This is a genomic window from Kosakonia sp. H7A (genome assembly GCF_003028445.1).
In the GTDB taxonomy this organism is placed as follows: Bacteria; Pseudomonadota; Gammaproteobacteria; order Enterobacterales; family Enterobacteriaceae; genus Kosakonia; species Kosakonia radicincitans.
In genome coordinates this window covers 109304-131731 of record NZ_PYTZ01000009.1, presented here as the reverse complement: position 1 = coordinate 131731, position 22428 = coordinate 109304, and the positions used below count along the sequence as shown (strand labels likewise).

General features: G+C 57.5%; 21 protein-coding genes. 15 read left to right on the top strand and 6 right to left on the bottom strand.

The window, feature by feature from the left end; all coding sequences use genetic code 11:
• Positions 1 to 2 precede the first annotated feature (2 nt).
• Positions 3 to 1130, top strand: coding sequence for a succinyl-diaminopimelate desuccinylase (dapE, locus tag CWM66_RS23380; RefSeq protein WP_107147364.1), 1128 nt, complete (start codon positions 3 to 5; stop codon positions 1128 to 1130).
• A 17-nt stretch (positions 1131 to 1147) separates the two neighbouring features.
• On the top strand, positions 1148 to 1348 hold the full coding sequence (locus CWM66_RS23375) for a YpfN family protein (RefSeq protein ID WP_007370882.1): 201 nt from the start codon (positions 1148 to 1150) through the stop codon (positions 1346 to 1348).
• A gap of 42 nt (positions 1349 to 1390) precedes the next feature.
• On the opposite strand, the gene ypfH is transcribed toward CWM66_RS23375, so the two are convergent.
• The 6 genes from ypfH to dapA all read right to left on the bottom strand — a co-directional run bounded on the left by ypfH (position 1391) and on the right by dapA (position 7933).
• Positions 1391 to 2083: an esterase gene (ypfH, locus tag CWM66_RS23370; protein ID WP_072439964.1), complete on the bottom strand. Its 693-nt coding sequence runs from the start codon at positions 2081 to 2083 to the stop codon at positions 1391 to 1393.
• A gap of 76 nt (positions 2084 to 2159) precedes the next feature.
• Positions 2160 to 4175 carry a tRNA(Met) cytidine acetyltransferase TmcA gene (locus CWM66_RS23365; RefSeq protein WP_107147363.1) on the bottom strand — a complete coding sequence of 672 codons (2016 nt, stop codon included), beginning with the start codon at positions 4173 to 4175 and terminating at the stop codon, positions 2160 to 2162.
• A 9-nt stretch (positions 4176 to 4184) separates the two neighbouring features.
• A complete protein-coding gene (locus CWM66_RS23360; protein WP_071921164.1) occupies positions 4185 to 5051 on the bottom strand; it encodes a neutral zinc metallopeptidase in 867 nt (288 codons plus the stop codon).
• 129 nt (positions 5052 to 5180) lie between these two features.
• Complete coding sequence (purC, locus tag CWM66_RS23355) at positions 5181 to 5894, bottom strand: phosphoribosylaminoimidazolesuccinocarboxamide synthase (RefSeq protein ID WP_007370878.1); 714 nt, start codon at positions 5892 to 5894, stop codon at positions 5181 to 5183.
• Between the two features lie 109 nt (positions 5895 to 6003).
• Positions 6004 to 7038 carry an outer membrane protein assembly factor BamC gene (bamC, locus tag CWM66_RS23350; protein ID WP_071921165.1) on the bottom strand — a complete coding sequence of 345 codons (1035 nt, stop codon included), beginning with the start codon at positions 7036 to 7038 and terminating at the stop codon, positions 6004 to 6006.
• 16 nt (positions 7039 to 7054) lie between these two features.
• The gene (gene dapA, locus CWM66_RS23345) at positions 7055 to 7933 is read right to left on the bottom strand and encodes a 4-hydroxy-tetrahydrodipicolinate synthase (protein ID WP_007370876.1); all 879 of its coding nucleotides are present in this window, start codon (positions 7931 to 7933) and stop codon (positions 7055 to 7057) included.
• 145 nt (positions 7934 to 8078) lie between these two features.
• On the opposite strand from dapA, the gene CWM66_RS23340 reads away from it, so the two are divergent.
• The 13 genes from CWM66_RS23340 to CWM66_RS23280 all read left to right on the top strand — a co-directional run bounded on the left by CWM66_RS23340 (position 8079) and on the right by CWM66_RS23280 (position 22383).
• On the top strand, positions 8079 to 8651 hold the full coding sequence (locus CWM66_RS23340) for a glycine cleavage system transcriptional repressor (RefSeq protein WP_007370875.1): 573 nt from the start codon (positions 8079 to 8081) through the stop codon (positions 8649 to 8651).
• Positions 8651 to 9121, top strand: coding sequence for a thioredoxin-dependent thiol peroxidase (gene bcp, locus CWM66_RS23335; RefSeq protein ID WP_007370874.1), 471 nt, complete (start codon positions 8651 to 8653; stop codon positions 9119 to 9121). The genes CWM66_RS23340 and bcp overlap by 1 nt, the downstream gene beginning before the upstream one ends.
• Before the next feature lie 267 nt (positions 9122 to 9388).
• Complete coding sequence (locus tag CWM66_RS23330) at positions 9389 to 10009, top strand: 4Fe-4S dicluster domain-containing protein (protein WP_074778808.1); 621 nt, start codon at positions 9389 to 9391, stop codon at positions 10007 to 10009.
• Entirely contained in the window at positions 10009 to 12030 is a 2022-nt protein-coding gene (hyfB, locus tag CWM66_RS23325; RefSeq protein WP_107147362.1) for a hydrogenase 4 subunit B, read from the top strand. Before CWM66_RS23330 ends, hyfB begins: the two co-directional genes overlap by 1 nt.
• A 13-nt stretch (positions 12031 to 12043) precedes the next feature.
• On the top strand, positions 12044 to 12991 hold the full coding sequence (locus tag CWM66_RS23320) for a respiratory chain complex I subunit 1 family protein (RefSeq protein WP_090396346.1): 948 nt from the start codon (positions 12044 to 12046) through the stop codon (positions 12989 to 12991).
• Positions 12992 to 13007: 16 nt separating this feature from the next.
• Positions 13008 to 14447, top strand: a complete 1440-nt coding sequence (locus CWM66_RS23315) for a hydrogenase 4 subunit D (protein ID WP_007370870.1) — start codon at positions 13008 to 13010, stop codon at positions 14445 to 14447.
• A gap of 11 nt (positions 14448 to 14458) precedes the next feature.
• Positions 14459 to 15109: a hydrogenase 4 membrane subunit gene (hyfE, locus tag CWM66_RS23310; protein WP_043952721.1), complete on the top strand. Its 651-nt coding sequence runs from the start codon at positions 14459 to 14461 to the stop codon at positions 15107 to 15109.
• Positions 15110 to 15113: 4 nt separating this feature from the next.
• The gene (gene hyfF / locus CWM66_RS23305; RefSeq protein WP_107147361.1) at positions 15114 to 16697 is read left to right on the top strand and encodes a hydrogenase 4 subunit F; all 1584 of its coding nucleotides are present in this window, start codon (positions 15114 to 15116) and stop codon (positions 16695 to 16697) included.
• A 68-nt stretch (positions 16698 to 16765) separates the two neighbouring features.
• Positions 16766 to 18427 carry an NADH-quinone oxidoreductase subunit C gene (locus CWM66_RS23300; RefSeq protein WP_090397560.1) on the top strand — a complete coding sequence of 554 codons (1662 nt, stop codon included), beginning with the start codon at positions 16766 to 16768 and terminating at the stop codon, positions 18425 to 18427.
• Positions 18428 to 18438: 11 nt separating this feature from the next.
• Positions 18439 to 18987, top strand: a complete 549-nt coding sequence (gene hyfH / locus CWM66_RS23295; RefSeq protein WP_007370866.1) for a hydrogenase 4 subunit H — start codon at positions 18439 to 18441, stop codon at positions 18985 to 18987.
• Complete coding sequence (locus CWM66_RS23290; protein WP_035888107.1) at positions 18984 to 19760, top strand: NADH-quinone oxidoreductase subunit B family protein; 777 nt, start codon at positions 18984 to 18986, stop codon at positions 19758 to 19760. The genes hyfH and CWM66_RS23290 overlap by 4 nt, the downstream gene beginning before the upstream one ends.
• Positions 19753 to 20166, top strand: coding sequence for a formate hydrogenlyase maturation HycH family protein (locus CWM66_RS23285; RefSeq protein WP_035888109.1), 414 nt, complete (start codon positions 19753 to 19755; stop codon positions 20164 to 20166). Before CWM66_RS23290 ends, CWM66_RS23285 begins: the two co-directional genes overlap by 8 nt.
• Positions 20167 to 20433: 267 nt before the next feature.
• A complete protein-coding gene (locus CWM66_RS23280) occupies positions 20434 to 22383 on the top strand; it encodes a sigma 54-interacting transcriptional regulator (protein ID WP_107147359.1) in 1950 nt (649 codons plus the stop codon).
• Positions 22384 to 22428 lie beyond the last annotated feature (45 nt).

Here is a 22428-nt window from a genome sequence, read left to right as displayed (position 1 = left end):
TTATGTCGTGCCCGGTTATTGAGCTGACACAGCAGCTTATTCGTCGCCCTTCTCTGAGTCCAAATGATGAAGGTTGCCAGGCGTTAATGATTGAACGTCTGCGTGCCATCGGTTTTACCATCGAGCCGATGAACTTTGGCGACACGCTCAACTTCTGGGCATGGCGCGGCCAGGGGGAGACGCTGGCGTTCGCCGGGCATACCGATGTGGTGCCTGCCGGCGATGCCGATCGCTGGATCAACCCGCCGTTTGAACCGACCATTCGTGATGGCATGCTATTTGGCCGCGGCGCGGCAGACATGAAAGGTTCGCTGGCCGCGATGGTAGTCGCCGCCGAACGTTTTGTCGCACAGCACCCGCAACATAAAGGACGCCTTGCCTTTCTGATCACGTCTGATGAAGAAGCCAGCGCTGCCAACGGTACGGTAAAAGTGGTCGAGGCGCTGATGGCGCGCAACGAACGTCTTGATTATTGCCTGGTTGGCGAACCCTCCAGTTCGGAAGTGGTTGGCGACGTGGTGAAAAACGGTCGTCGCGGCTCCCTGACCTGCAACCTGACAATTCACGGTGTGCAGGGCCATGTGGCTTACCCGCATCTTGCCGATAACCCGGTACACCGCGCTGCGCCAATGCTCAACGAGCTGGTGGCAATTGAGTGGGATCGCGGCAACGAATACTTCCCGCCGACCAGCATGCAGATTGCCAATATCAAAGCAGGCACCGGCAGCAATAACGTCATTCCTGGCGATCTGTTTGTGCAGTTTAACTTCCGTTTCAGCACTGAACTGACCGACGAGATGATTAAAGCGCAGGTACAGGCGCTGCTGGAAAAACATCAGCTGCGCTACACCGTAGACTGGTGGCTTTCCGGGCAGCCTTTCCTGACCGGGCGCGGCAAGCTGGTCGATGCGGTGGTGAACGCTATCGAGCACTATAATGAGATCAGACCGCAACTGTTAACCACAGGCGGCACGTCCGATGGGCGCTTTATCGCGCGTATGGGCGCGCAGGTCGTTGAACTGGGGCCAGTGAACGCGACCATTCATAAAATCAACGAGTGTGTGAATGCGGCGGATTTACAGCTGCTTGCCCGCATGTATCAACGCATTATGGAACAACTCATTTCCTGACGGGTCTGGAGGATTGCATGGACTGGCTTGCTAAATATTGGTGGATTCTGGTGCTGGTGTTTTTACTTGGCGTACTGCTGAACGTGATCAAAGATCTTAACCGCGTCGATCACAAAAAATTCCTCGCCAATAAACCCGATCTGCCGCCGCATCGTGATTTCAACGACAAATGGGATGACGATGATGACTGGCCGAACAAGGACCAGCCGAAAAAGTAACCCCGCTAACGCATTCACCCCCAGCCGGGGGTGAATTCGCTTTTACAGCAATTCAATAATATCGTCATCGTTCGGCTTACCGCCGCTTAACGCTTCGTCAAAGTAGTGTTTCGGCACGGTGTAACGCAGATGATTTAACGCCAGTTCGATACTGCGATCGTCAATCGCATGGCCTAAATCATCGACGATATCCAGCGTCACATCACCGCCAAGATGCAGCAGTGCTTCCTGTGCGCTTACCGCCCATGCCAGATCGATCACCCGATCTTCGCCACCGTGAATGAGATGGATCGTCTGGGCGCTGACGGCATTTTCCGGCAGACTGGCGTAACGACCGTTAAAAGCAATCACGCGTGATGCCAGATCCGGCTGCGCCTTCATCCCTTCCAGCGCCATAATTGCGCCCTGCGAGAAACCGATAAGCGCCGTCGCCAAAGGGCTGACACCGCTCTGCTGCTGCCAGTAACGCACAATGTCGATAAACCGCGGCATCACCGCATCCACACGCTGCTGGCGATTCTCTTCCGTCACACCTTCAACGGAGAACCATTGGCGTCCCGCGCCTGCGGCTTCAATGCCGCCAATGCTGACAATCAGTGCATCGGGAAAGTGCGGAACAAACCAGCTACCAATTTCGCCCATGGAGACCGGATTATCGCCAACACCATGGAACAACAGCAGGAGCTGTTTAGCCGGGGCGAGTGGGCTTTGCACAACAAAATGGTCATGTTTCATGATGGTCTCCTTAATCGTTGAGTGCAGTTTACGCCCGGCAGTAATAATGACCATGTCATTTAACTGAATGAGATAGTTAAAAAAACTGCATTTTCTGCACCCGTTCTTTCAGGGTAAGCGTGCGCTGCGCATCGAGCTGTTGCAGCGCCTGCGCGGCTTCACTCCGCTGCTGCGTCAGCAACGCTTTGCGCCCGTGAAGCGAAAGGCGCAGGCACACGGTCTGCTCGCTCTCACCGTCTGAAAGCTGCCCGCGCAGCGCCACCAACGGTAACGCACTGTGTTGCAGCAGGCGGGATAACGCGCCGATGGCCGCAGAGAGTGGACGATGAGCAAAAGCAAACCCGGCCAGCTCCTGCCAGTCCTCTTCATTAAGGGTAGACGCCTGCACGGCGGGTAAGGACAACTTTTCCTCACGCCAGGGCGCAAGCCAGGGAAGATCGCGCGCCAGGCGCTGCTGTTCACGTTCCGCCAGCGCCTGGCCTGACGTCGTCAGGGGCAATATGGCCATCGCCGTATAACAGCCGCTACTGGCTTCCCGGTGGCTACCCAGACGCACCAGCACAAACCCGCAACGCTGCCAGAAATGCCACAGCGCAGGCGTGAAGCCAAAACTGACCGACAGATAATCGCAACCGTCGGCCTGCGCCTGCGCACGGGCAATCAGCGCCCGGCCAATGCCTTCACGCTGGCAACCGGGATGCACGGCGATACGGCTGACGCGCAGCCCACGCAGCGTGGCGGCAAGCGGATTTCCGCCATGCGCCGCCAGCGATTGCGCCACCAGGTTGCCGCGTGGGCGACGAAAACCAGCCCACACCGCCTGGCTCAGCGCAGGGCTTAATCCGCCCTCCTCCACCAGCCAGAGTGCAGCAACCACGCTCTGCGCCTTTTGCGCCAGCCAGAAATGCTGCCCTGGCGCATCCATCATGCGTCGCAGATCGAGCGGCGAAGTGCGGTAGTGGGCGCTCGCCAGCAGACGGTATAACGCCGCAGACCGCGAGGGCATTCGCTGCCAGGCATCTTGCGCCAGCGGCAGGATTGTCGCCTCGCCAGCAGGCACCTCGCCAATCTGCGCATCATCAAACAGCAGCAGGTTTTCAATCACCTGCTCCAGCGGACAACCTGATGCCCAGCGCAGCGGCGTATTCAGTGCCTCAAATTGCAGATGGGGAAACCCGGCGCAGAATTTCAGCAGAAACCCCTGCCCGGTGCCTTCATAACCCTGAACCGTGGTGGTGAGCAGAACATGCCGAAAGGCCGAGACAAGCGTATGCAGCAAAGGGCCGGGGATGGCAGCCGCTTCATCCACCACCAGCCAGCCAGGCTGGCTGCCGCTGTGCGCAATCCGCTGCGCCAGCACATCCGGCGCCATAAAGGAAAAATGTTCTCCGGCGTAAGCCGCCAGCACATCCGTGGCAGCACGCGCAGGTGCGGTTACCGTGGCGGGAACCGACAATCGCGCAATATGCATACCCGCCAGAGCCGATTTCCCTCTTCCGCGCGGCGCAGTAACGACCATTACGCCGGGCGGCATCGTCTGTAATCGTGCAAGGATCCGCGCCTGCTCCTGCGCTGGCGCCCCGGTTGCGGGATGCCAGTCGGCACGCGGAATTTCAGCGGGGAAAGTGAGTGGTTGACCTTCACGCCAGATCAGCGCCTGGCTGTCAGTCAGTACGGTTCGACAAAAATGCCCGACAAAAACCGGCACCGGAATGGGCTCAATGGTATCGCTCCAGCGTGCACTGTCAGCATCCGGCTGTTGCGGCCATACGCTGAAGGGCGGCGTAAGCAACACCAGCCAGCTACCGGCGGTTAATGTCCCGGCGAGCGCAGCAAACGCGGCGACATCAAAACCCGTGCGGGCGTCAAACACCGCATGATGAAACTCGCGCCCCAGCAGCGTCGTCAGTGCCCGCGGCGCGCAGTGCAGCGGCCAGGATGCGGTTTCGCCCACCCACAGCCAGTCTCCGGGAAGATTTTCGCGCAACGTGCAGGCCTGCGCTTCACACCAGCCGGGCGAGCCGCTGACCACCAGCAAGCGGCGGATGCCCTGCCGCGTCATCTGTGCGCTCAGTTCAGCAAACGGTGACATAGCAGAAGGTCAGAGACGCCCGCTGAAGGTGTCGCACTGCGCCGGATCGCCGTTGTCCATACCGCGTTTAAACCAGCTGTAACGCTGCGCGGAAGTACCATGGGTGAAGGTCTCCGGGAATACTGCGCCCTGGCTGCGCTGCTGCAACCGATCGTCGCCTATCGCCTGCGCGGCATTCAGCGCCTCTTCCAGATCGCCCGCTTCCAGCACGCCTTGCTGCTGCATGCTGTGGCCCCAGACGCCCGCATAGCAATCGGCCTGAAGCTCCATGCGTACTGAGAGTTCATTGGCCTCTTTTTGCGTCGCATTCTGTTGCAGGCGACGAACTTTGGCTTCTGTTCCCAGCACCTTCTGTACGTGATGCCCCACTTCATGGGCAATAACGTAGCCCTGGGCAAAATCGCCGCCCGCGCCAAGTTTATTTTTCATCTCGTCATAAAAGGAGAGATCAATGTAGACCTTGCTGTCCGCCGGGCAGTAGAACGGCCCCATGATCGATTGCCCTGTGCCGCAGCCAGTGTTGGTATGGTTGCGATACATAACCAGCTTAGGTTGTGGATAGGTTCGCCCCATCTTTTGGAAAATTTCGCCCCAGGTATCTTCCGTCGAAGCGAAAATCACGCTGGTGAAGCGGGCAGATTCATCTTCCTGCGGGCTGATACTCCGTTGCTGCTGCGGAGCGGTATTGATCGGCTGCCCGGTGAGCAAACCTGTCAGATCAACGCCGTAATAGCTGGCCACCATCACCACAAACAGCAGGATCAACCCGCCTTTACCGCCTGGCAGGCGAAACCCCGGACCGCGCATTGACGGCCCGCCCGACTCATTGCGCCGGTCCTCTACGTTGCTACTTTCTCGACGCCCTTGCCAGCGCATAACTTACTCCCTATCCCAATGATGGACACTGTATATATGATCGTAGGCGCTCAGGGAAGGATTAGCACGGGAAAAAAGATGCGAAATCCAGAGGATGCAAGCATCCTCTGGCGGTAATGCGGGGTGGGTTTAGTCTAATTTCACGCCCAGACGATGGGCAACGGCTTCATAAGCCTCGATCAGGCCGCCGAGGCTCTGGCGGAAACGATCTTTGTCCATTTTATCCAGTGTTTCTTTATCCCACAGGCGGCTACCATCCGGTGAAAACTCATCGCCAAGTACCACTTCACCTTTGAACAGGCCGAACTCCAGTTTGAAGTCGACAAGGATCAGGCCAGCATCATCGAACAGTTTTTTCAGCACGTCGTTAGCTTTGTAGGTCAGCTCTTTCATACGCGCGAGGTTTTCTTTGTTCACCCAACCGAAGGTTTCGCAGTAGGATTCGTTGACCATCGGATCGTGCATTGCGTCGTTTTTCAGGAACATATCGAACAGCGGCGGGTTCAGCTCGATGCCTTCTTCAATGCCCAGACGCTTAACCAGCGAGCCAGCCGCGCGGTTACGGATCACACATTCAACCGGCACCATATCCAGCTTTTTCACCAGGCATTCGGTATCGGAGAGCAGTGCTTCCATCTGGGTCGGGATGCCAGCTTCCTGCAGTTTGCTCATAATGAAATGGTTGAACTTGTTGTTCACCATGCCTTTACGATCGAACTGTTCAATGCGCGCGCCATCCCCTGCTGACGTATCGTTACGGAATTCGAGCACCAACAGATCCGGGTTTTCGGTACTGTATACGGTCTTCGCTTTGCCGCGATACAACTCAGCTTGCTTTTGCATCTTTCTTACTCCAGGTGTGATGATTTAGAGACGATTTCGCTATTTTACGCCGACGCACACGTTTGCGTCACCAAAATTAAAAAAGGCCGGAGTTTTCCGGCCTTAGGGATTAATGGTTGAACGCTGACTGGAATGCCGCGACCAACGCATCGTTTTGCGACTGCGTCAGAGTATGACCTTTCGGATCGATAAACTGGAGGCTGCTGCGGTTATCCAGATCGCCGACCTGCAGCTTGTAGTCACCGGCGGAGAGGCCCGGATCACGCGCGCCCAGATCCCGCCAACCGCTGTCAGACAGTGGCTTGTAGGTAACGGAAATGCTGCCGGTAGAACGGGTGCTGTCGGTCACTTTCATGCCCACTTTTTCCAGCACACCCGGCAGGCGCTGCCATACGATATTGAACGGACCACGCACCACCAGCATTGGCAGACCGGTATCATCCGCGCTGCTCTGGACATCCAGCGAGGTTACGCTGCGTTTTTCAGCAGCGTTCTGCGCGTCGGTCGCGGATTTATCCAGACCGCCGGAGATAACGTTCAGCATTTCGGTGCTGTAGCGCTGCAACGATGCCGCGTCAGCCACCGGTTTGCCCGCCTGCTCCAGGTTCAGCAGCTTAACCACCACTGCCTGCTGATAGCCCTGCGGTTTCACCGAGATTTGATAACGGCCGCGATACTGCTGATCTTCATCGAGACGGTTCCAGTCAACCCAACCGGTGGTCAGGCTCTGCGAGGCATCGTCACGTTTGTCGATGCTGTAGTTTTGCGCCTGAATGATGCTGACGACCTGCGGCCACAGCGTGCTGTTGCGGCCGTTTTCTACCATCAGCGTTGCGGTATCGCCCGTAAACTGGGTACGTGCGCCACTCACCAGCGCCAGCGGCTGTGCTGGCGGGCGGATATCCAGCGCTTTGCCGACTGCGCCGCTGCCGTTCGTGACAGGGATGTTGTAATCACCGTTTTGCAGCGGAAGGATCATTCCTGCCGGCGCATGAAGTTCAGCAAGCGGTGTGGCATCCAGATAGGATTCGTCACCGCTAACCTGACGCTTGTAACGTGAATCGGAACTACAGGCGGCGAGCAACATCACAAGTGAAACACCCGCTACCTTCGCCAGGCGCGACTTCTGTACTGAGTAAGCCATCAAATCTCCCTAAACTTTACAGCAGACCGGCATGCTTAAGCGCTGCACGGACAACCTCACGACCACTATTGGTGATCGGCGTCATCGGCAAACGTAGCGTATCGGTTGCTACAAGCCCCAACTCCTTACATGCCCATTTGACCGGGATCGGATTGGGTTCGACAAATAGTTTGTTGTGTAACGGCATCAGACGCTGGTTAATCACGCGCGCTTCGGCGAAATGCCCCTGGGTAGCCAGTTTGCACATTTCTGCCATATCTCGCGCCGCGACGTTAGCGGTCACGGAAATAACGCCGTCGCCGCCGAGCTGCATAAAGTCCAGCGCGCTGGCATCATCACCGCTCACCAGAATAAAGTCATCTGAAACCAGCTCTTTGATCTGATGAACACGCGTTAAGTTCCCGGTTGCTTCTTTAATACCGACAATATTTTTAATTTCCGCCAGGCGACCCACGGTTTCCGGCAGCATATCGCAGCCGGTACGCGACGGCACATTATACAGAATTTGCGGCAGGTCAGTATGTTCGGCGATGGCTTTAAAATGCTGGAACAGACCTTCCTGAGTAGGACGGTTGTAGTACGGCGTGACGGTCAGACAGCCGACAATACCGCTGTTATTAAAGCGTTTCGTCAGGCTGATGGCTTCTGCGGTGGCGTTTGCGCCCGTCCCGGCAATAACAGGGATGCGCCCTTCGGCCAGTTCCACGGTCATCATCACCACATCGGCATGTTCTTCGTGGCTTAGCGTGGCGGATTCACCGGTAGTCCCTACCGATACGATCGCCGAGGTTCCGTTGGCGACATGATAATCAATCAGTTTCTTCAGGCTTGAGCGGCAGACTTTACCTTGCGAATCCATCGGCGTGACAAGCGCGACAATACTTCCCGTGAACATGGGCCATCCTCTGTGCTAACAAGATTCTCAATGGTACGTGCGGTGCTGTAAGAAAAGCAAGAGACCTGAGGCTCAGTGGCGGTTGTATGCCGGTTTTTTTTATGCTTTCCTTATGATTACCTCACGTTTGACAGGAAGCACAGGTTTGACAACCTCATCACAACATTTTTTGGTTATCACTGCGCTGGGGGCCGACCGGCCTGGCATTGTGAACACGATCACACGCCACGTCAGTAGCTGCGGTTGTAATATTGAAGACAGTCGACTGGCGATGCTGGGGGAAGAGTTCACTTTTATTATGCTGCTTTCCGGGTCGTGGAATGCCATTACGTTAATTGAATCCACCCTGCCGCTGAAAGGCGCAGAGCTGGATTTGCTGATCGTCATGAAGCGCACCGACGCCCGTCCACGCCCTGATATGCCCGCCACCGTTTGGGTGCAGGTTGAGGTTCCTGATTCACCGCATTTGATTGAGCGCTTTACGGCGCTGTTTGACGCACACAAGATGAATATTGCCGAGCTGGTTTCGCGCACGCAGCCTGGAAATAAAGATGAAGTCCCGCAGTTATTTATCCAGATCACCGCTCACAGCCCGGCCTCACAAGACGCATCAAATATTGAGCAGGCGTTCAAAGCCCTATGTACAGAACTGCACGCGCAAGGCAGTATAAACATCGTTAACTATTCTCAGCATGATGAACAGGATGGAGTTAAGTAATGAATCCACTGAAAGCCGGTGATATTGCACCGAAATTTAGCTTGCCCGATCAAGACGGAGAACAAGTAAATTTGACCGACTTCCAGGGACAGCGTGTTCTGGTCTACTTCTACCCGAAGGCGATGACACCAGGCTGTACTGTCCAGGCCTGCGGCCTGCGCGATAACATGGACGAGTTGAAGAAAGCAGGCGTAGAAGTGCTGGGTATCAGCACGGATAAGCCTGAAAAACTGTCCCGTTTTGCCGAAAAAGAGCTGCTCAATTTTACGCTGCTGTCTGATGAAGACCATCAGGTATGCGAGCAGTTTGGCGTCTGGGGTGAAAAATCCTTTATGGGTAAAACCTACGACGGCATCCACCGTATCAGCTTCCTCGTGGATGCAGACGGCAAAATTGAACATGTGTTTGATGATTTCAAAACCAGCAACCACCACGACATCGTGCTGAACTGGCTGAAAGAAAACGCCTGATTGCGCCTCCTTTTCCGAGGGCGAATCTCCCAGATTCGCCCTTCTCGTTTCTCTCTTCGTGTCTTATTTGAAGTCGATCACATTTCTTTCCCGCATCTCGACACTAGTGCCGACAGGTTATTTTTCGCTCAGCGCTGACCATCACTTTTGTCCGTCCCTGGCCGCTCAAGAACACACAAATCACTGAAATACAAAGCTTTAACATTCTGGCATACCTTGTGCTAAGGCAGGTTCAACGAATTTTGCCTTCATTAACAAGGAGCCGTCATGAACCGCTTTGTGATTGCCGATCCCGAGTGGTGTATAGGATGCAACACCTGCCTTGCCGCGTGTTCGGATGCCCATAAACTTCAGGGATTACAACAGCATCCGAGGCTCACGCTGGTGCGAACGCAGACGAAAACCGCACCCGTGCTCTGCCGCCACTGCGACGACGCGCCCTGTAAACAGGTGTGCCCGGTCAACGCCATCTCCTTCCAGGATGAGGCGGTTTATCTCAATGAAACCCTGTGTATCGGCTGCAAGCTGTGCGGTCTGGTCTGCCCATTCGGCGCGATCACGCCATCCGGCAGCCGTCCACTGAATATTCCCGCGCGTTACGAACATCATCTGCCGGAAGAGCAACTGCGCGATGTGCCCGCCAGTCCGAACACCGACCACCCTTTTTTGCGCTGGAATGCAGGTGTGCAAACCATCGCAGTGAAATGCGATCTCTGCCACTTCCTGCCGGAAGGGCCATCCTGCGTACGGGCCTGCCCGACCAACGCCCTGCATCTGGTGACGGATTCCGCCATGCATAAACAGTTAAAAACCCGCAGAGAGCTGGCCGCCCTGAGTTCTACAGAGATCACTTTCGCGGCCGTTTCCCCTTCATCGGAGCAACGCTAATGGATGCCCTGCAATTATTGATGTGGTCAATCGTGCTGTACGTTGCCGGTGGCGTGGCCTCGCTGTTGCTCTCCCGTCAGCAAATTCTGGCCATCAACGTCGCCGGCATCTCGGCAATGCTCGGCGGATTATTAGGTATTGCCAGCGCACTGGTCGCACTTGGCGGCGGCGAAACACTCGCCTGGCAGGCTGCCGGGCCGTTTGATTTCGCCCACTTTATGGTGCGGCTGGATAGCCTGAGCGCCTTTATGCTGCTGGTGATTTCCCTGCTGGTCACGCTATGTGGGCTTTATTCGCTGGCCTATGTCCGCGAATACCTCGGCAAAGGGCCGGGTGCGATGGGGTTCTTTATGAATCTGTTTATCGCCTCGATGGTCGGGCTGGTGGTGATGGATAACGCCTTCTGGTTCATTGTGCTGTTCGAAATGATGTCGCTGGCCTCGTGGTTTTTGGTTATCACCGACCAGGATGACGAATCGATCCGCGCCGGGATGCTCTACTTCTTTATTGCCCACGCCGGTTCTGTGCTGATCATGATCGCCTTCTTCCTGATGTGGCGGCAAAGCGGCAGCCTGGATTTCGCCAGCTTCCGCACCCTGTCGCTGTCACCGGGCACCGCTTCGGCGGTCTTCCTGCTCGCCTTCTTCGGCTTTGGCGCCAAAGCCGGGATGTTGCCGCTGCACAGTTGGTTGCCGCGCGCCCACCCGGCTGCACCGTCCCACACCTCGGCGTTGATGTCCGGCGTGATGGTGAAAATCGGTATCTTCGGCATCATCAAAGTCGGCATCGACCTGCTCGGTCATAGCGGCATTCCGCTGTGGTGGGGCGTGGTGGTGCTGGCTTTTGGCGCAGTCTCTTCAGTGCTCGGCGTGCTGTATGCGCTGGCCGAGCACGACATCAAACGCCTGCTGGCGTGGCACACGGTGGAAAACATCGGCATCATTTTGATGGGCGTCGGCGTCGGCATGGCGGGGATTGCGCTGCACCAGCCGGTGATTGCCGCTGTCGGCCTGCTGGGCGCGCTGTTCCACCTGCTCAATCATGCGTTGTTTAAAGGGCTGCTGTTTCTCGGTGCCGGGGCGATTATCTACCGTTTGCACAGCCGCGATATGGAAAAAATGGGTGCGCTGGCGAAACGGATGCCGTGGACAGCGGGCGCATTTCTGGTGGGCTGTCTCGCCATTTCCGCAATGCCGCCGCTCAACGGTTTTATCAGCGAGTGGTACACCTACCAGTCGCTCTTCTCCCTGACGCGCATCGACGCCATCATTCCACGCCTCGCCGGTCCCGTCGCGATAGTGATGCTGGCGATCACCGGGGCGCTGGCCGCGATGTGCTTCGTCAAAGTCTACGGTATTAGTTTCTGCGGTAACCCGCGCAGTGAAAAAGCCGATCAGGCACGGGAAGTGCCATGGCCAATGATTGCCGCCATGCTGGCACTGGCGCTGCTCTGTATTGTGTGCGGCGTCGGTGCCAGCGTCGTCGCGCCGCACCTGTTGCAGGTTGCGCTTTCACTTACCGCCAGCACGTCTCTTGCCGTCACTCAGGGCGCAACGCTGGTTCCCGGCGACGCGCAACAGGCCATGCTGACGCCCTCCACCCTGTTCCTGCTGCTGATTGCTCTGCCGCTGCTGCCCGGCGTGTTCTGGTACATCAACCGCCAGACGCGCGGCAACTGGCGACGCAGCGGCGATGCCTGGGCCTGCGGTTACGCATGGGAGAAAGGCATGGCACCTTCAGCGGGCAGCTTTACCCAGCCGCTACGGGTGATGTTCGGCCCGCTGTATCGCCTGCGTAAACAGCTCGATCCCACCACACCTCTGCAACAAAGCCTGGGAGGCATTACGCAGATAGCCAGCCGTACCGAACCCTTCTGGGACGACAAAATTATCCGTCCGCTGGTCAGCACGACTCAGCGTATTGCCCGTCTGGTGCAGTACCTGCAAAGCGGGGATTTCCGTCTCTATTGCCTGTATGTGATTGCCGCGCTGGTGATCCTGCTGCTGACGATTGCGCTGTGAGGAGGGAATGACGATGTTAGAACAGACTTCTGCGTGGTCACTGGGGTTGTTTGCGCTGTGCCAGGCTGCCTTGTTGCTGGCGCTGACGCCGCTATTTACCGGTATTTCGCGCCAGATCCGCGCCCGCATGCACTCAAGGCGAGGGCCTGGGATCTGGCAGGATTACCGCGACCTGCAAAAACTTTTGAAACGCCAGGCAGTGGCGCCCGCCTCTTCCGGGCTGATGTTCCGCGTGATGCCGTGGGTGCTGCTCAGCAGTATGTTGCTGGTAGCGATGACATTACCGCTGTTTATCCGCACCTCGCCCTTCGCTGGCGCAGGCGATCTGATCACCCTGATTTATCTCTTTGCGCTGTTCCGCTTTTTCTTTGCCCTTTCCGGCCTTGATACCGGCAGCCCCTTCTCCGGCCTCGGTGCCAGCCGCGAACTGACGCTGGGCATTCTGGTGGAGCCGATGTTGATCCTTTCGCTGTTGGTGCTGGCGCTGCTGGCCGGTTCCACCAATATCAGCGCCATCAGCAACACGCTGGCGTCAGGCTGGATCTCACCGGTCGCCACTCTGCTGGCGCTACTCGCCTGCGGGTTCGCCTGCTTTATTGAGATGGGCAAAATCCCCTTCGACGTCGCAGAAGCCGAACAGGAGTTGCAGGAAGGGCCGCTGACCGAATACTCCGGCGCGGGTCTGGCGCTGGTGAAATGGGGCATCGGGCTGAAGCAGGTAGTAATGGCCGCGCTGTTTCTGGCGCTGTTTTTCCCCTTCGGCAATGCCGCCAGCCTGAGCATCGGCGCGATGGCGCTGTCGCTGATTATCACGCTTATCAAATTGCTGGTGGTGTTCGTTCTGGCGTCGCTGGTGGAGAACTCGCTGGCGCGCGGACGCTTTTTGCTGACGCATCACCTTACCTGGCTCGGCTTCAGTCTGGCTGCGCTGTCGTATGTTCTCTGGTTAACCGGTCTGTAAGGAGCACAGGAAAACGATGGAAACTCTTGCTTTGACGACGCTGCTGCTGCCCTTTATCGGCGCGCTGATCGTCTCACTGTCTCCCCGGCGAACCGCCCCGCAGCTTGCCACGCTGTTTGCCCTGCTGGCGACGGCGGCGACGCTGTCGCTGGCGCTCAGTTTCTACAGTGCCGGACGCGAAGCGGTGGATATTCCGCTGCTGGCGGCAGGACAGATAGCGCTGTTTGGCCTCACGGTCGATCGCATCAGCACGCTGATCCTGTTTGTGGTGGTGTTTCTCGGCCTGCTGGTGGCGCTCTATTCGACCGGCTATCTGACGCGCGGCAACCGCGAACATCCGCACGATGGCAGCAACCGCTACTACGCATTTTTACTGATTTTTATCGGCGCGATGTCCGGGCTGGTGCTCTCTTCAACGCTGCTGGGTCAACTGCTGTTTTTCGAAATTACCGGCGGCTGTTCCTGGGCGCTGATCAGCTATTACCAGAGCGAAAAATCACAGCGCGCGGCCATGAAAGCGCTGCTGATTACCCATGTTGGTTCGCTGGGATTATATCTGGCCGCCGCCACGCTGTTCCTCAACACCGGCACCTTTGCCCTGAGCGCCATCAGCCAGTTGCAGGGCGCGCCAACCTTGCTGGTGTATGGCGGCATTCTGTTTGCCGCCTGGGGGAAATCAGCCCAGTTGCCGTTACAAGCCTGGCTGCCGGATGCGATGGAAGCACCAACCCCGGTGAGCGCTTACTTACACGCCGCGTCAATGGTGAAAGTCGGCGTCTATATTTTCGCCCGCGCCATCGCCGAAGGCGGCCAGATACCCCATGTCATCGGCTGGGTCGGTGTGGCGATGGCAACGATAACGATGGTCTACGGCTTTTTGATGTACCTGCCGCAAAAAGATATGAAGCGGCTGCTGGCATGGTCGACCATTTCGCAACTGGCGTGGATCTTCCTCGCGCTGTCGCTCTCCACCTTCGGTTCGCCGCTGGCCTTCAAAGCGGGGATTGTTTACATCTTCAACCACGCTTTCGCCAAGAGCCTGTTCTTCCTCGTCGCCGGTGCGCTGAGCTACAGCTGCGGCACTCGCCTGTTGCCGCGCTTGCGTGGGGTGATGCGCACGCTGCCGCTGGCGGGTATCGGCTTTTGCGTTGCCGCACTCGCCATTACTGGTGTTCCGCCGTTTAACGGCTTCTTCAGCAAATTTCCCCTCTTTGCCGCCGGGTTCGCGCTGTCGAATAGCTACCCGATCCTGCTGCCGGTGATGGTGCTGGCGCTGGTGGAATCGGTCGCCAGCTTCGGCTGGTTTATCTACTGGTTTGGCCGCGTCGTACCGGGCGAAGCGAGTGAAGAGGTGGCGCAGGCCGCACCGTTGCCGTGGGCAATGAAACTGGTGCTGGTCATTCTGATTGTGATGTCGCTGTGCTCAAGCGTGATTGCTGCGGCGTGGCTTGGATAAGGGAGTCGATGATGACGGGAACTTTGCTTGTTAACAATCTGGCGGGGCTGATGATGTTCACCTCGCTGCTGGTCACCTGCGCCAGACGCTACTCCGTCTCCTGCTGGTTGTATGCCCTGCAATCACTGGTGCTGGTCTCCATCTTTTTCACGCTGTCGCAGTTGCTGGATGCGGAACAACTGCTGATGTGGTCGTTCAGCGCCTTCTTCACCAAGGTGCTGCTGGTGCCGCTGATTATGGGCTATGCGTTTCGCAAGATGGCGCCGGATGGCGCAGGGGAACGGCTGTTTGGCCCGGCAACGCTGGTGCTGATGGCCGCAGCCATTGTGCTGCTGTGCTGGTTTGTCGTCCGTCCGGTGCAACTGCCGATGGTCGCCCAGCTTAAACCAGCGCTCGCTGTCGCCCTCGGTCACTTCCTGCTGGGTCTGCTGTGCATCATCAGCCAGCGCAATATTTTGCGCCAGGTATTCGGTTACTGCCTGATGGAAAACGGCTCGCATCTGGTGCTGGCGTTGCTCGCCTGGCGCGCGCCGGAACTGGTTGAGATCGGTATAGCGACGGATGCCATTTTCGCCGTGATTGTGATGGCGCTGCTGGCAAGGAAAATCTGGCGCACCCACGGCACGCTGGATGTTAACAACCTTACGGCGCTGAAGGGGTAATACCATGAGTCATGCATTGATGTTCACGCTGTTGCTATTGACGCCGCTGGTTGTCTCTGCGCTCTGTTTTGCCTGCCGGTTGAGCGGGAATGCGGCGCGGACGCTGGTCACGGTGGTGCACTCACTGGGCATTACGCTGTTACTGATTGTCGCATTGTGGACGGTGGCAGAAGCCGTGCAGGAAGGGGAAATTTTCGGCGCGCACCGCTGGCTGCACATTGATAGTTTGAGCGGTCTATTTTTGTCACTGCTGGGGATTATCGGTTTTCTCACCGGGCTGTATTCGATTGGCTATATGCGTCATGAAGTCGATCACGGCGAAATCAGCGTATCCACGCTCTGTTACTACTACGGTTTCTTTCATCTGTTCCTGTTCACCATGTTACTGGTTGTGACCAGCAACAACCTGATTGTGATGTGGGCAGCAATTGAGGCCACCACCCTCAGCTCGGCGTTTCTGGTGGGTATTTACGGTCAGCGCTCCTCGCTGGAAGCAGCGTGGAAATACATCATCATCTGTACCGTTGGCGTGGCATTTGGCCTGTTCGGCACCGTGCTGGTGTATGCCAATGCCGCCAGCTTTATGGCCGAGCCGGATCACGCCATTTTCTGGACGGAAGTGCTGAAAGAGAGCAGCAAACTCGACCCGACATTAATGGTGCTGGCTTTTGTCTTTGTGTTGATCGGTTTTGGGACCAAAACCGGCCTTTTCCCGATGCACGCCTGGCTACCGGATGCACACAGTGAAGCCCCCAGCCCGGTGAGCGCCCTGCTCTCGGCGGTGCTGCTCAACTGCGCGCTGCTGGTGCTGATTCGTTACTACATCATTATTTGTCACGCCATTGGTGACAGCTTCCCCAATACGCTACTTCTGGTGTTCGGCATGCTGTCGGTTGGCGTTGCCGCCTTCTTCATCCTGGTACAGCAAGATATGAAACGCCTGCTGGCCTACTCCAGCGTAGAAAATATGGGGCTGGTGGCGGTGGCGCTCGGTATCGGCGGACCACTCGGCATCTTCGCCGCGCTGCTGCATACCCTCAATCACAGCCTCGCCAAAACGCTGCTGTTCTGCGGCTCCGGCAATGTGCTGCTGAAATACGGCACCCGCAATCTGGATGTGGTGTGCGGCATGTTGAAAGTGATGCCGCTGACCGCCGTGCTGCTCGGCGGCGGTGCACTGGCGCTCGGCGGTATGCCGCCATTCAACATCTTCCTCAGTGAATTTATGACCGTCACCGCCGGGCTGGCGGCTGAGCACCTGGTGGTAACGCTGGTGCTGCTGTTGCTGCTGACGCTGGTACTTGGCGGGCTGGTGCGCATGGTCGCCAAAGTGCTGTTCGCCACGCCGCCGCAGCAGGTTGCCAGCGGTGAACTGGGCTGGCTGACCACCGTTCCGATGGTGCTGTTACTGGTGATGATGCTGGTGATGGGTACCCATATTCCGCAGCCGGTCAGCCGTTTGCTGGCCGGAGCCTCAAGCATCGTACTGTCCGGCGACGATGAGCGCCCCACCCGGCTGAGTTGGCTGTGGGTCACGTTTGATACTACCGCCACGTCGGCAACACCATCGCACGTCCAGGGAGAGTGAAAGTGAGTTATTTAGCAAGCGTGAACCACCAGCAGCCGCGCGGCAATGCCTGCCTTGCGGCGTTGAAAATGCAGTTTCCCGGCGCGGTGCTGGAAGAAGAACGCCAGACCTTCGAACAAGTCACCATTACGGTGAAGATCAACCTGTTACCGGAGATTGTTCACTATCTCTATTACCAGCATGACGGCTGGCTGCCGGTACTGTTTGGCAACGACGAACGCAGCCTTAACGGCCATTATGCAGTCTATTACGCACTGTCGATGGAAGGGGCGGAAAAGTGCTGGATCGTGGTGAAAGCGTTGGTTGATGCCAATACGCGGGAATTCCCGTCGGTGACGCCGCGCGTACCCGCTGCCGTGTGGGGCGAACGTGAGATCCGCGATATGTACGGGCTGATCCCGGTTGGCCTGCCGGATCAACGTCGGCTGGTCTTACCGGACGACTGGCCGGACGATCTGCATCCGCTGCGCAAAGACACCATGGATTATCGCCTGCGTCCGGAACCGACCAGCGACACGGAGAATTACACCTTTATCAATGATGGCGGCAATTCTGCGCGCATCGTGCCGATTGGCCCGCTGCATATCACCTCTGACGAACCTGGCCACTTCCGTCTGTTTGTCGATGGAGAGCGGATTGTCGATGCCGATTACCGTCTGTTCTATGTGCATCGCGGCATGGAGAAACTGGCGGAAACCCGCATGGGCTATAACGAAGTCACCTTCCTCTCGGATCGGGTTTGCGGCATTTGCGGTTTTGCCCATAGCGTCGCCTACACCACCTCGGTGGAAAACGCGCTGGGCATTGTAGTGCCGCAGCGTGCGCACACTATCCGTTCGGTGCTGCTGGAAGTAGAGCGGCTGCACAGCCACCTGCTTAACATTGGCCTTTCCAGCCACTTTGTCGGTTTCGACACCGGGTTTATGCAGTTTTTCCGCATCCGCGAGAAGTCGATGACGATGGCGGAGCTGCTGACCGGCTCGCGCAAAACCTACGGTCTGAACCTGATTGGCGGTATTCGCCGCGACATTCTGAAAGAGCAACGCGTGAAGACCATCCAACTGGTGAAAGAGATGCGTGCCGAAGTGACGCAACTGGTGGATATGCTGCTCTCGACGCCGAACATGGCACAGCGCACCCAGGGCGTCGGCATTCTTGACCGCCAGGTCGCGCGGGATTTCAGCCCGGTGGGGCCGCTGATTCGCGGCAGTGGTTTCGCCCGCGATCTGCGCTTCGATCACCCTTATGCCGACTACGGCAACCTGCCGAAAACCCTGTTCACCTGGCCGGATGGCGATGTCTTCTCGCGCCTCATGGTGCGGGTAAAAGAGGTGTTTGATTCGCTGGCGATGATTGAGTTTGGCCTCGATAACCTGCCGGACACGCCGCTGCTGACCGAAGGCTTCAGCTACCAGCCGCATAAATTCGCCCTCGGTTATGTTGAAGCGCCGCGCGGGGAAGATGTGCACTGGAGCATGCTCGGCGACAATCAGAAGCTCTACCGCTGGCGCTGCCGTGCGGCCACCTACGCCAACTGGCCTGTGCTGCGCTATATGCTGCGCGGCAACACCGTCTCCGACGCGCCGCTAATTATCGGCAGCCTCGATCCCTGCTACTCGTGCACGGACCGCGTCACGCTGGTTGACGTGCGTAAACGTAAATCGACGACCGTGCCCTATAAAGAGATCGAACGTTACGGCATTGAACGTCGCCACTCGCCGCTGAAGTAAGGAAAGAAACGATGCTGAAATTGTTGAAGACCATTCTCAGGGCGGGCGAACCCACGGTGAAATACCCGTTTGCGCCGCTGGAGGTGTGCCCCGGTTTTCGCGGTAAACCCGAACTGGATCCGTTGCAATGCATTGCCTGCGGCGCCTGCACTACCGCCTGCCCGGCGAATGCGCTGACCATGGAAACCACGCCAGAGGAAAACCGCCGCGTCTGGCAGTTGTTTATTGGCCGCTGCATTTACTGCGGCCGTTGCGAAGAGGTGTGCCCGACGCGGGCTATCCATTTGTCAGAAGAGTTTGAACTGGCGGTCACCCGCAAAGCCGATTTGTATGTGCGCGCGACATTTCGTTTGCAGCACTGCACCGAATGCGGCGTGCCTTTCGCGCCGGAAAAATCGGTCACACTGGCGGTTGAACTGCTGACCCTCAGCCAGAACAACCTGGAACTGGCCGATTCCCTGCGCGCGCAGGCGTGCATCTGCCCGGCCTGTCGGCGTCGTGCCGCGCTGGAACACCACAACAGCACCAACATTCATTACTATCTTGAGGAGCAAGCATGAGTTCCGACCTGAAGATACTGTCGCAGCATGTCAGCCAGCCGGTGCAGCTTGATGAGTCAGCGCAAAAAATCAAACAGCTTTTGCTGCGCGATATCCAGCGTTCCGCCTATGTTTACCGCGTGGATTGCGGTGGCTGCAACGGCTGTGAAATCGAGATTTTCGCTGCCATTACGCCGCTGTTCGACGCCGAGCGCTTTGGCATCAAAGTAGTGGCTTCGCCGCGTCACGCCGACATTTTGCTGTTTACCGGCGCGGTGACCCGCGCGATGCGCATGCCCGCTTTACGCGCCTGGGATGCCGCGCCCGATCATAAAATTGCTATCTCCTACGGCGCATGCGGCGTCGGCGGCGGAATTTTCCACGATCTTTACTGCGTGTGGGGCGGCAGCGACACCATCGTGCCGATTGATGTCTGGATCCCCGGCTGCCCGCCGACGCCGGCGGCCACCATTCATGGTTTCGCGGTAGCACTGGGCCTGCTGGAGCAGAAACTGCACGCGGTTGACCATATCCAGACACCAAACGAAACGGCCAGCGTCAACTGGCCTGCTCTGCCGCTGGCGCTGCGCGTGACCCTTGAGCGCCAGGCGCGGCAACTGGCGGGTTATCGCCAGGGGCGCGAAATCGTCGATCATCTTTTTGCGTTGCTGAGCGAAGGCGAGATCGGCCAGCGCGCATCACGGGTGAATGCCTGGCTGCAACAGGCGGCGGATCCCCGTCTGACGGCGATCGTGCAGCAATTAATGAGTGAGCTGGAGCGCCACCATGTCTGAGCAAACCGCGCAGGTGATGTTCTGGGCGCTGCGGCAAAAGTTTGTCGATGACAGCGTTGAACTGGAGGAGAAAAGCCGTCAGGTGATGTACTACTCGCTGGCTATTGGTCATCACGTTGGGGTGATCGATTGCCTCAACGTCGCGCTGGCCTGCCCGCTGGATGCCTACCAACAGTGGCTGACGCTGATGGAGGACACCGACGCGCGGCGCAAAATGCAGGGGCTGCTCACCTTCGGCGAAATCGTCATCGACGCCAGCCATGTCAATCTGCTGGCACCCGATTTCGCCCGGCTGGCCAAAACGGCGGAGGAACCGTGGCGTGGCTGGAGCCGCCAGCTATTACAACACTTACAGGATATGGCCCACGAACCGGCGCTCTATCTGATGGTACGACGGGTGAATTAATTTCATTCACCTTGTTTATACGTGAAGCCTGTAACATTACAAATTAGAGGGGTATTGTACCCTTGTGCTGGTTTTTACGTCCGAGGACATAACAACAGTGAGAACCGGTTAACTGGTGAGAAAACTGCGTTTATTTGCATGCTTTTTAGCAGGTCATTCAGGTTGCAGTCAGGGAAAACGCAGCGAATCTGGCATCAGCCAGGCAAGGAAAGGCAACGCACCTGCGGCTTAAATGACGCTCGCTAAATCTGGAAGGGCGACGTATCCATGATCTTACAGCAGTTGCTGGAACAGAATGATAAGGCTTCACTTCTTCAGGCGTTTATCCCCCTGCCGCCCCCCTTCAGCCCCGTGCAGTTTATTGAATTACGTCTCAATAACGCCCCTTTCTGGCGCTGTTTTGATGATGGCAGCGCGGCGTTTTGCACGGCCGAATACGGCGACACAATCAGCGACAGCTCGCTGCACGTGGTGCTGCTGGAAGGCAGCGATGTGGCAGAACTGCGCTTTGTGCGCACCGACGGCGGCACTTTCAGCCCGCAAGAGAATGCGCTGTTTGCCTGGTTGACGCGGCTGGCGACGCAGGCGCTGGAGGAGAGGCTGGCGAGCGAAAAACTCCGCCAGTCAGTCACTGCGTTGCGCGAAGAGCGCGATCACCACCGGGTGCTGGTGGACATCACTAACTCGGTGCTGTCGCATCTCGATCTTGACGATCTGGTGGCGGATGTTTCGCAGGAGATCCACCGCTTTTTCGGCATCGATAATATTCGCATGGTGCTGCGCGATACGCTGCATTCACACCAGCTTAACTGCCACGTCACCCATTTTCCCAGTTGCCCGCCACAGACAGAGCGATTCCCGCTACGCAGTGAAAGCCCGGTGTTGCTGGCCGCGCTGAACGAACATCGCGGCGCGCTGCTCCAGCAGGATCAGGATGCGGCGCTGTGGCACAGCGATGCGGTGCTCAGTCAGTTGGCGCTGCAGGGGCTGAACACGGTGTTTATTTTGCCGCTGGCCTACAGCCACCAGTCCACGGGCGTGCTGCTACTGGCGCACCATGAGGCATCCGTTTTCACTGAACAAAATTGTCGATTGCTACAGCAGATTGCCGACAGAATTGGTATCGCCGTCGATAATGCCGACGCGTACCGCAAAGTTATCCATCTGAAAGAGAATCTGAACAGCGAAAACCGCCAGCTCAACGAGCAGATCGCCTCCAGCCAGAGTTTCGGCGACATTATTTACCAGAGCGAGGCGATGCGCGACGTGCTCCAGCAGGTCAATATTGTCGCCCTGAGCGACAGCACGGTGCTGATCCTCGGCGAAACCGGCACCGGGAAAGAGATCATCGCCCGCGCGCTGCATCAGATGAGCCCGCGTAAAGATAAACCGCTGGTGAAAATCAACTGTGCCGCGATCCCCTCCAGCCTGCTGGAAAGCGAACTGTTTGGTCACGATAAAGGTGCCTTTACCGGTGCGATCAACACGCATCGCGGACGCTTTGAAATGGCCGATGAGGGCACTCTGTTCCTCGATGAGATCGGCGATATGCCGCTTGAACTGCAACCCAAGCTGCTGCGCGTATTGCAGGAGCGCGAGATCGAACGCATCGGCGGCAACCGGACCATCCCGGTGAATGTGCGGGTGATTGCCGCCACCAACCGCGATCTACGCCAGATGGTGATCGACCGCGAGTTTCGCAACGATCTCTTTTATCGCCTGAATGTCTTCCCGCTGGTGCTGCCGCCGCTGCGCGAGCGCCCGGATGACATTCCGCTGCTGGCACGCTATTTCACGCAAAAACTGGCGCGTCGCCTGAACCGCACCATTGATACCATCCCGGCAGAGACTCTCCGCCAGTTGATGCGCTACGAATGGCCCGGCAACGTGCGTGAACTGGAGAACGTGATTGAACGTGCGGTATTGCTTTCACGCGATAACACACTGAATCTGCACCTCAATGCGCAGCCGGTCAGTATGGTGCAGCCGGTGGTTCACGATCCTTTCCCCTTCCCGCTGCCGAAAGTGGCGGAGATGATGCACCCCGAACCGCCGGAAAATGACGAAGAGGAGCGGGCACGCATTATTCAGGTACTGCGCGAAACCAACGGCATTGTCGCTGGCCCTCGCGGTGCGGCTGCGCGGCTTGGTATGAAGCGCACCACGTTGTTATCACGCATGCAGCGCCTCGGTATTGCGGTACGCGAAGTGCTGTGATCATTTTTGTGAACGGGTTGACACTTTCCCGCTGATTCTCCTGCC

Coding starts and splice junctions, on each gene's coding strand:
- ypfH (WP_072439964.1), bottom strand. CDS start 2,083: ATGAAACATGACCATTTTGTTGTGCAAAGCCCACTCGCCCCGGCTAAA.
- CWM66_RS23375 (WP_007370882.1), top strand. CDS start 1,148: ATGGACTGGCTTGCTAAATATTGGTGGATTCTGGTGCTGGTGTTTTTA.
- hyfF (WP_107147361.1), top strand. CDS start 15,114: ATGAGTCATGCATTGATGTTCACGCTGTTGCTATTGACGCCGCTGGTT.
- CWM66_RS23315 (WP_007370870.1), top strand. CDS start 13,008: ATGGAAACTCTTGCTTTGACGACGCTGCTGCTGCCCTTTATCGGCGCG.
- CWM66_RS23280 (WP_107147359.1), top strand. CDS start 20,434: ATGATCTTACAGCAGTTGCTGGAACAGAATGATAAGGCTTCACTTCTT.
- bamC (WP_071921165.1), bottom strand. CDS start 7,038: ATGGCTTACTCAGTACAGAAGTCGCGCCTGGCGAAGGTAGCGGGTGTT.
- bcp (WP_007370874.1), top strand. CDS start 8,651: ATGAATCCACTGAAAGCCGGTGATATTGCACCGAAATTTAGCTTGCCC.
- dapA (WP_007370876.1), bottom strand. CDS start 7,933: ATGTTCACGGGAAGTATTGTCGCGCTTGTCACGCCGATGGATTCGCAA.
- dapE (WP_107147364.1), top strand. CDS start 3: ATGTCGTGCCCGGTTATTGAGCTGACACAGCAGCTTATTCGTCGCCCT.
- CWM66_RS23300 (WP_090397560.1), top strand. CDS start 16,766: ATGCAGTTTCCCGGCGCGGTGCTGGAAGAAGAACGCCAGACCTTCGAA.
- purC (WP_007370878.1), bottom strand. CDS start 5,894: ATGCAAAAGCAAGCTGAGTTGTATCGCGGCAAAGCGAAGACCGTATAC.
- CWM66_RS23360 (WP_071921164.1), bottom strand. CDS start 5,051: ATGCGCTGGCAAGGGCGTCGAGAAAGTAGCAACGTAGAGGACCGGCGC.
- CWM66_RS23365 (WP_107147363.1), bottom strand. CDS start 4,175: ATGTCACCGTTTGCTGAACTGAGCGCACAGATGACGCGGCAGGGCATC.
- hyfB (WP_107147362.1), top strand. CDS start 10,009: ATGGATGCCCTGCAATTATTGATGTGGTCAATCGTGCTGTACGTTGCC.
- CWM66_RS23320 (WP_090396346.1), top strand. CDS start 12,044: ATGTTAGAACAGACTTCTGCGTGGTCACTGGGGTTGTTTGCGCTGTGC.
- hyfH (WP_007370866.1), top strand. CDS start 18,439: ATGCTGAAATTGTTGAAGACCATTCTCAGGGCGGGCGAACCCACGGTG.
- CWM66_RS23285 (WP_035888109.1), top strand. CDS start 19,753: ATGTCTGAGCAAACCGCGCAGGTGATGTTCTGGGCGCTGCGGCAAAAG.
- CWM66_RS23290 (WP_035888107.1), top strand. CDS start 18,984: ATGAGTTCCGACCTGAAGATACTGTCGCAGCATGTCAGCCAGCCGGTG.
- CWM66_RS23330 (WP_074778808.1), top strand. CDS start 9,389: ATGAACCGCTTTGTGATTGCCGATCCCGAGTGGTGTATAGGATGCAAC.
- hyfE (WP_043952721.1), top strand. CDS start 14,459: ATGACGGGAACTTTGCTTGTTAACAATCTGGCGGGGCTGATGATGTTC.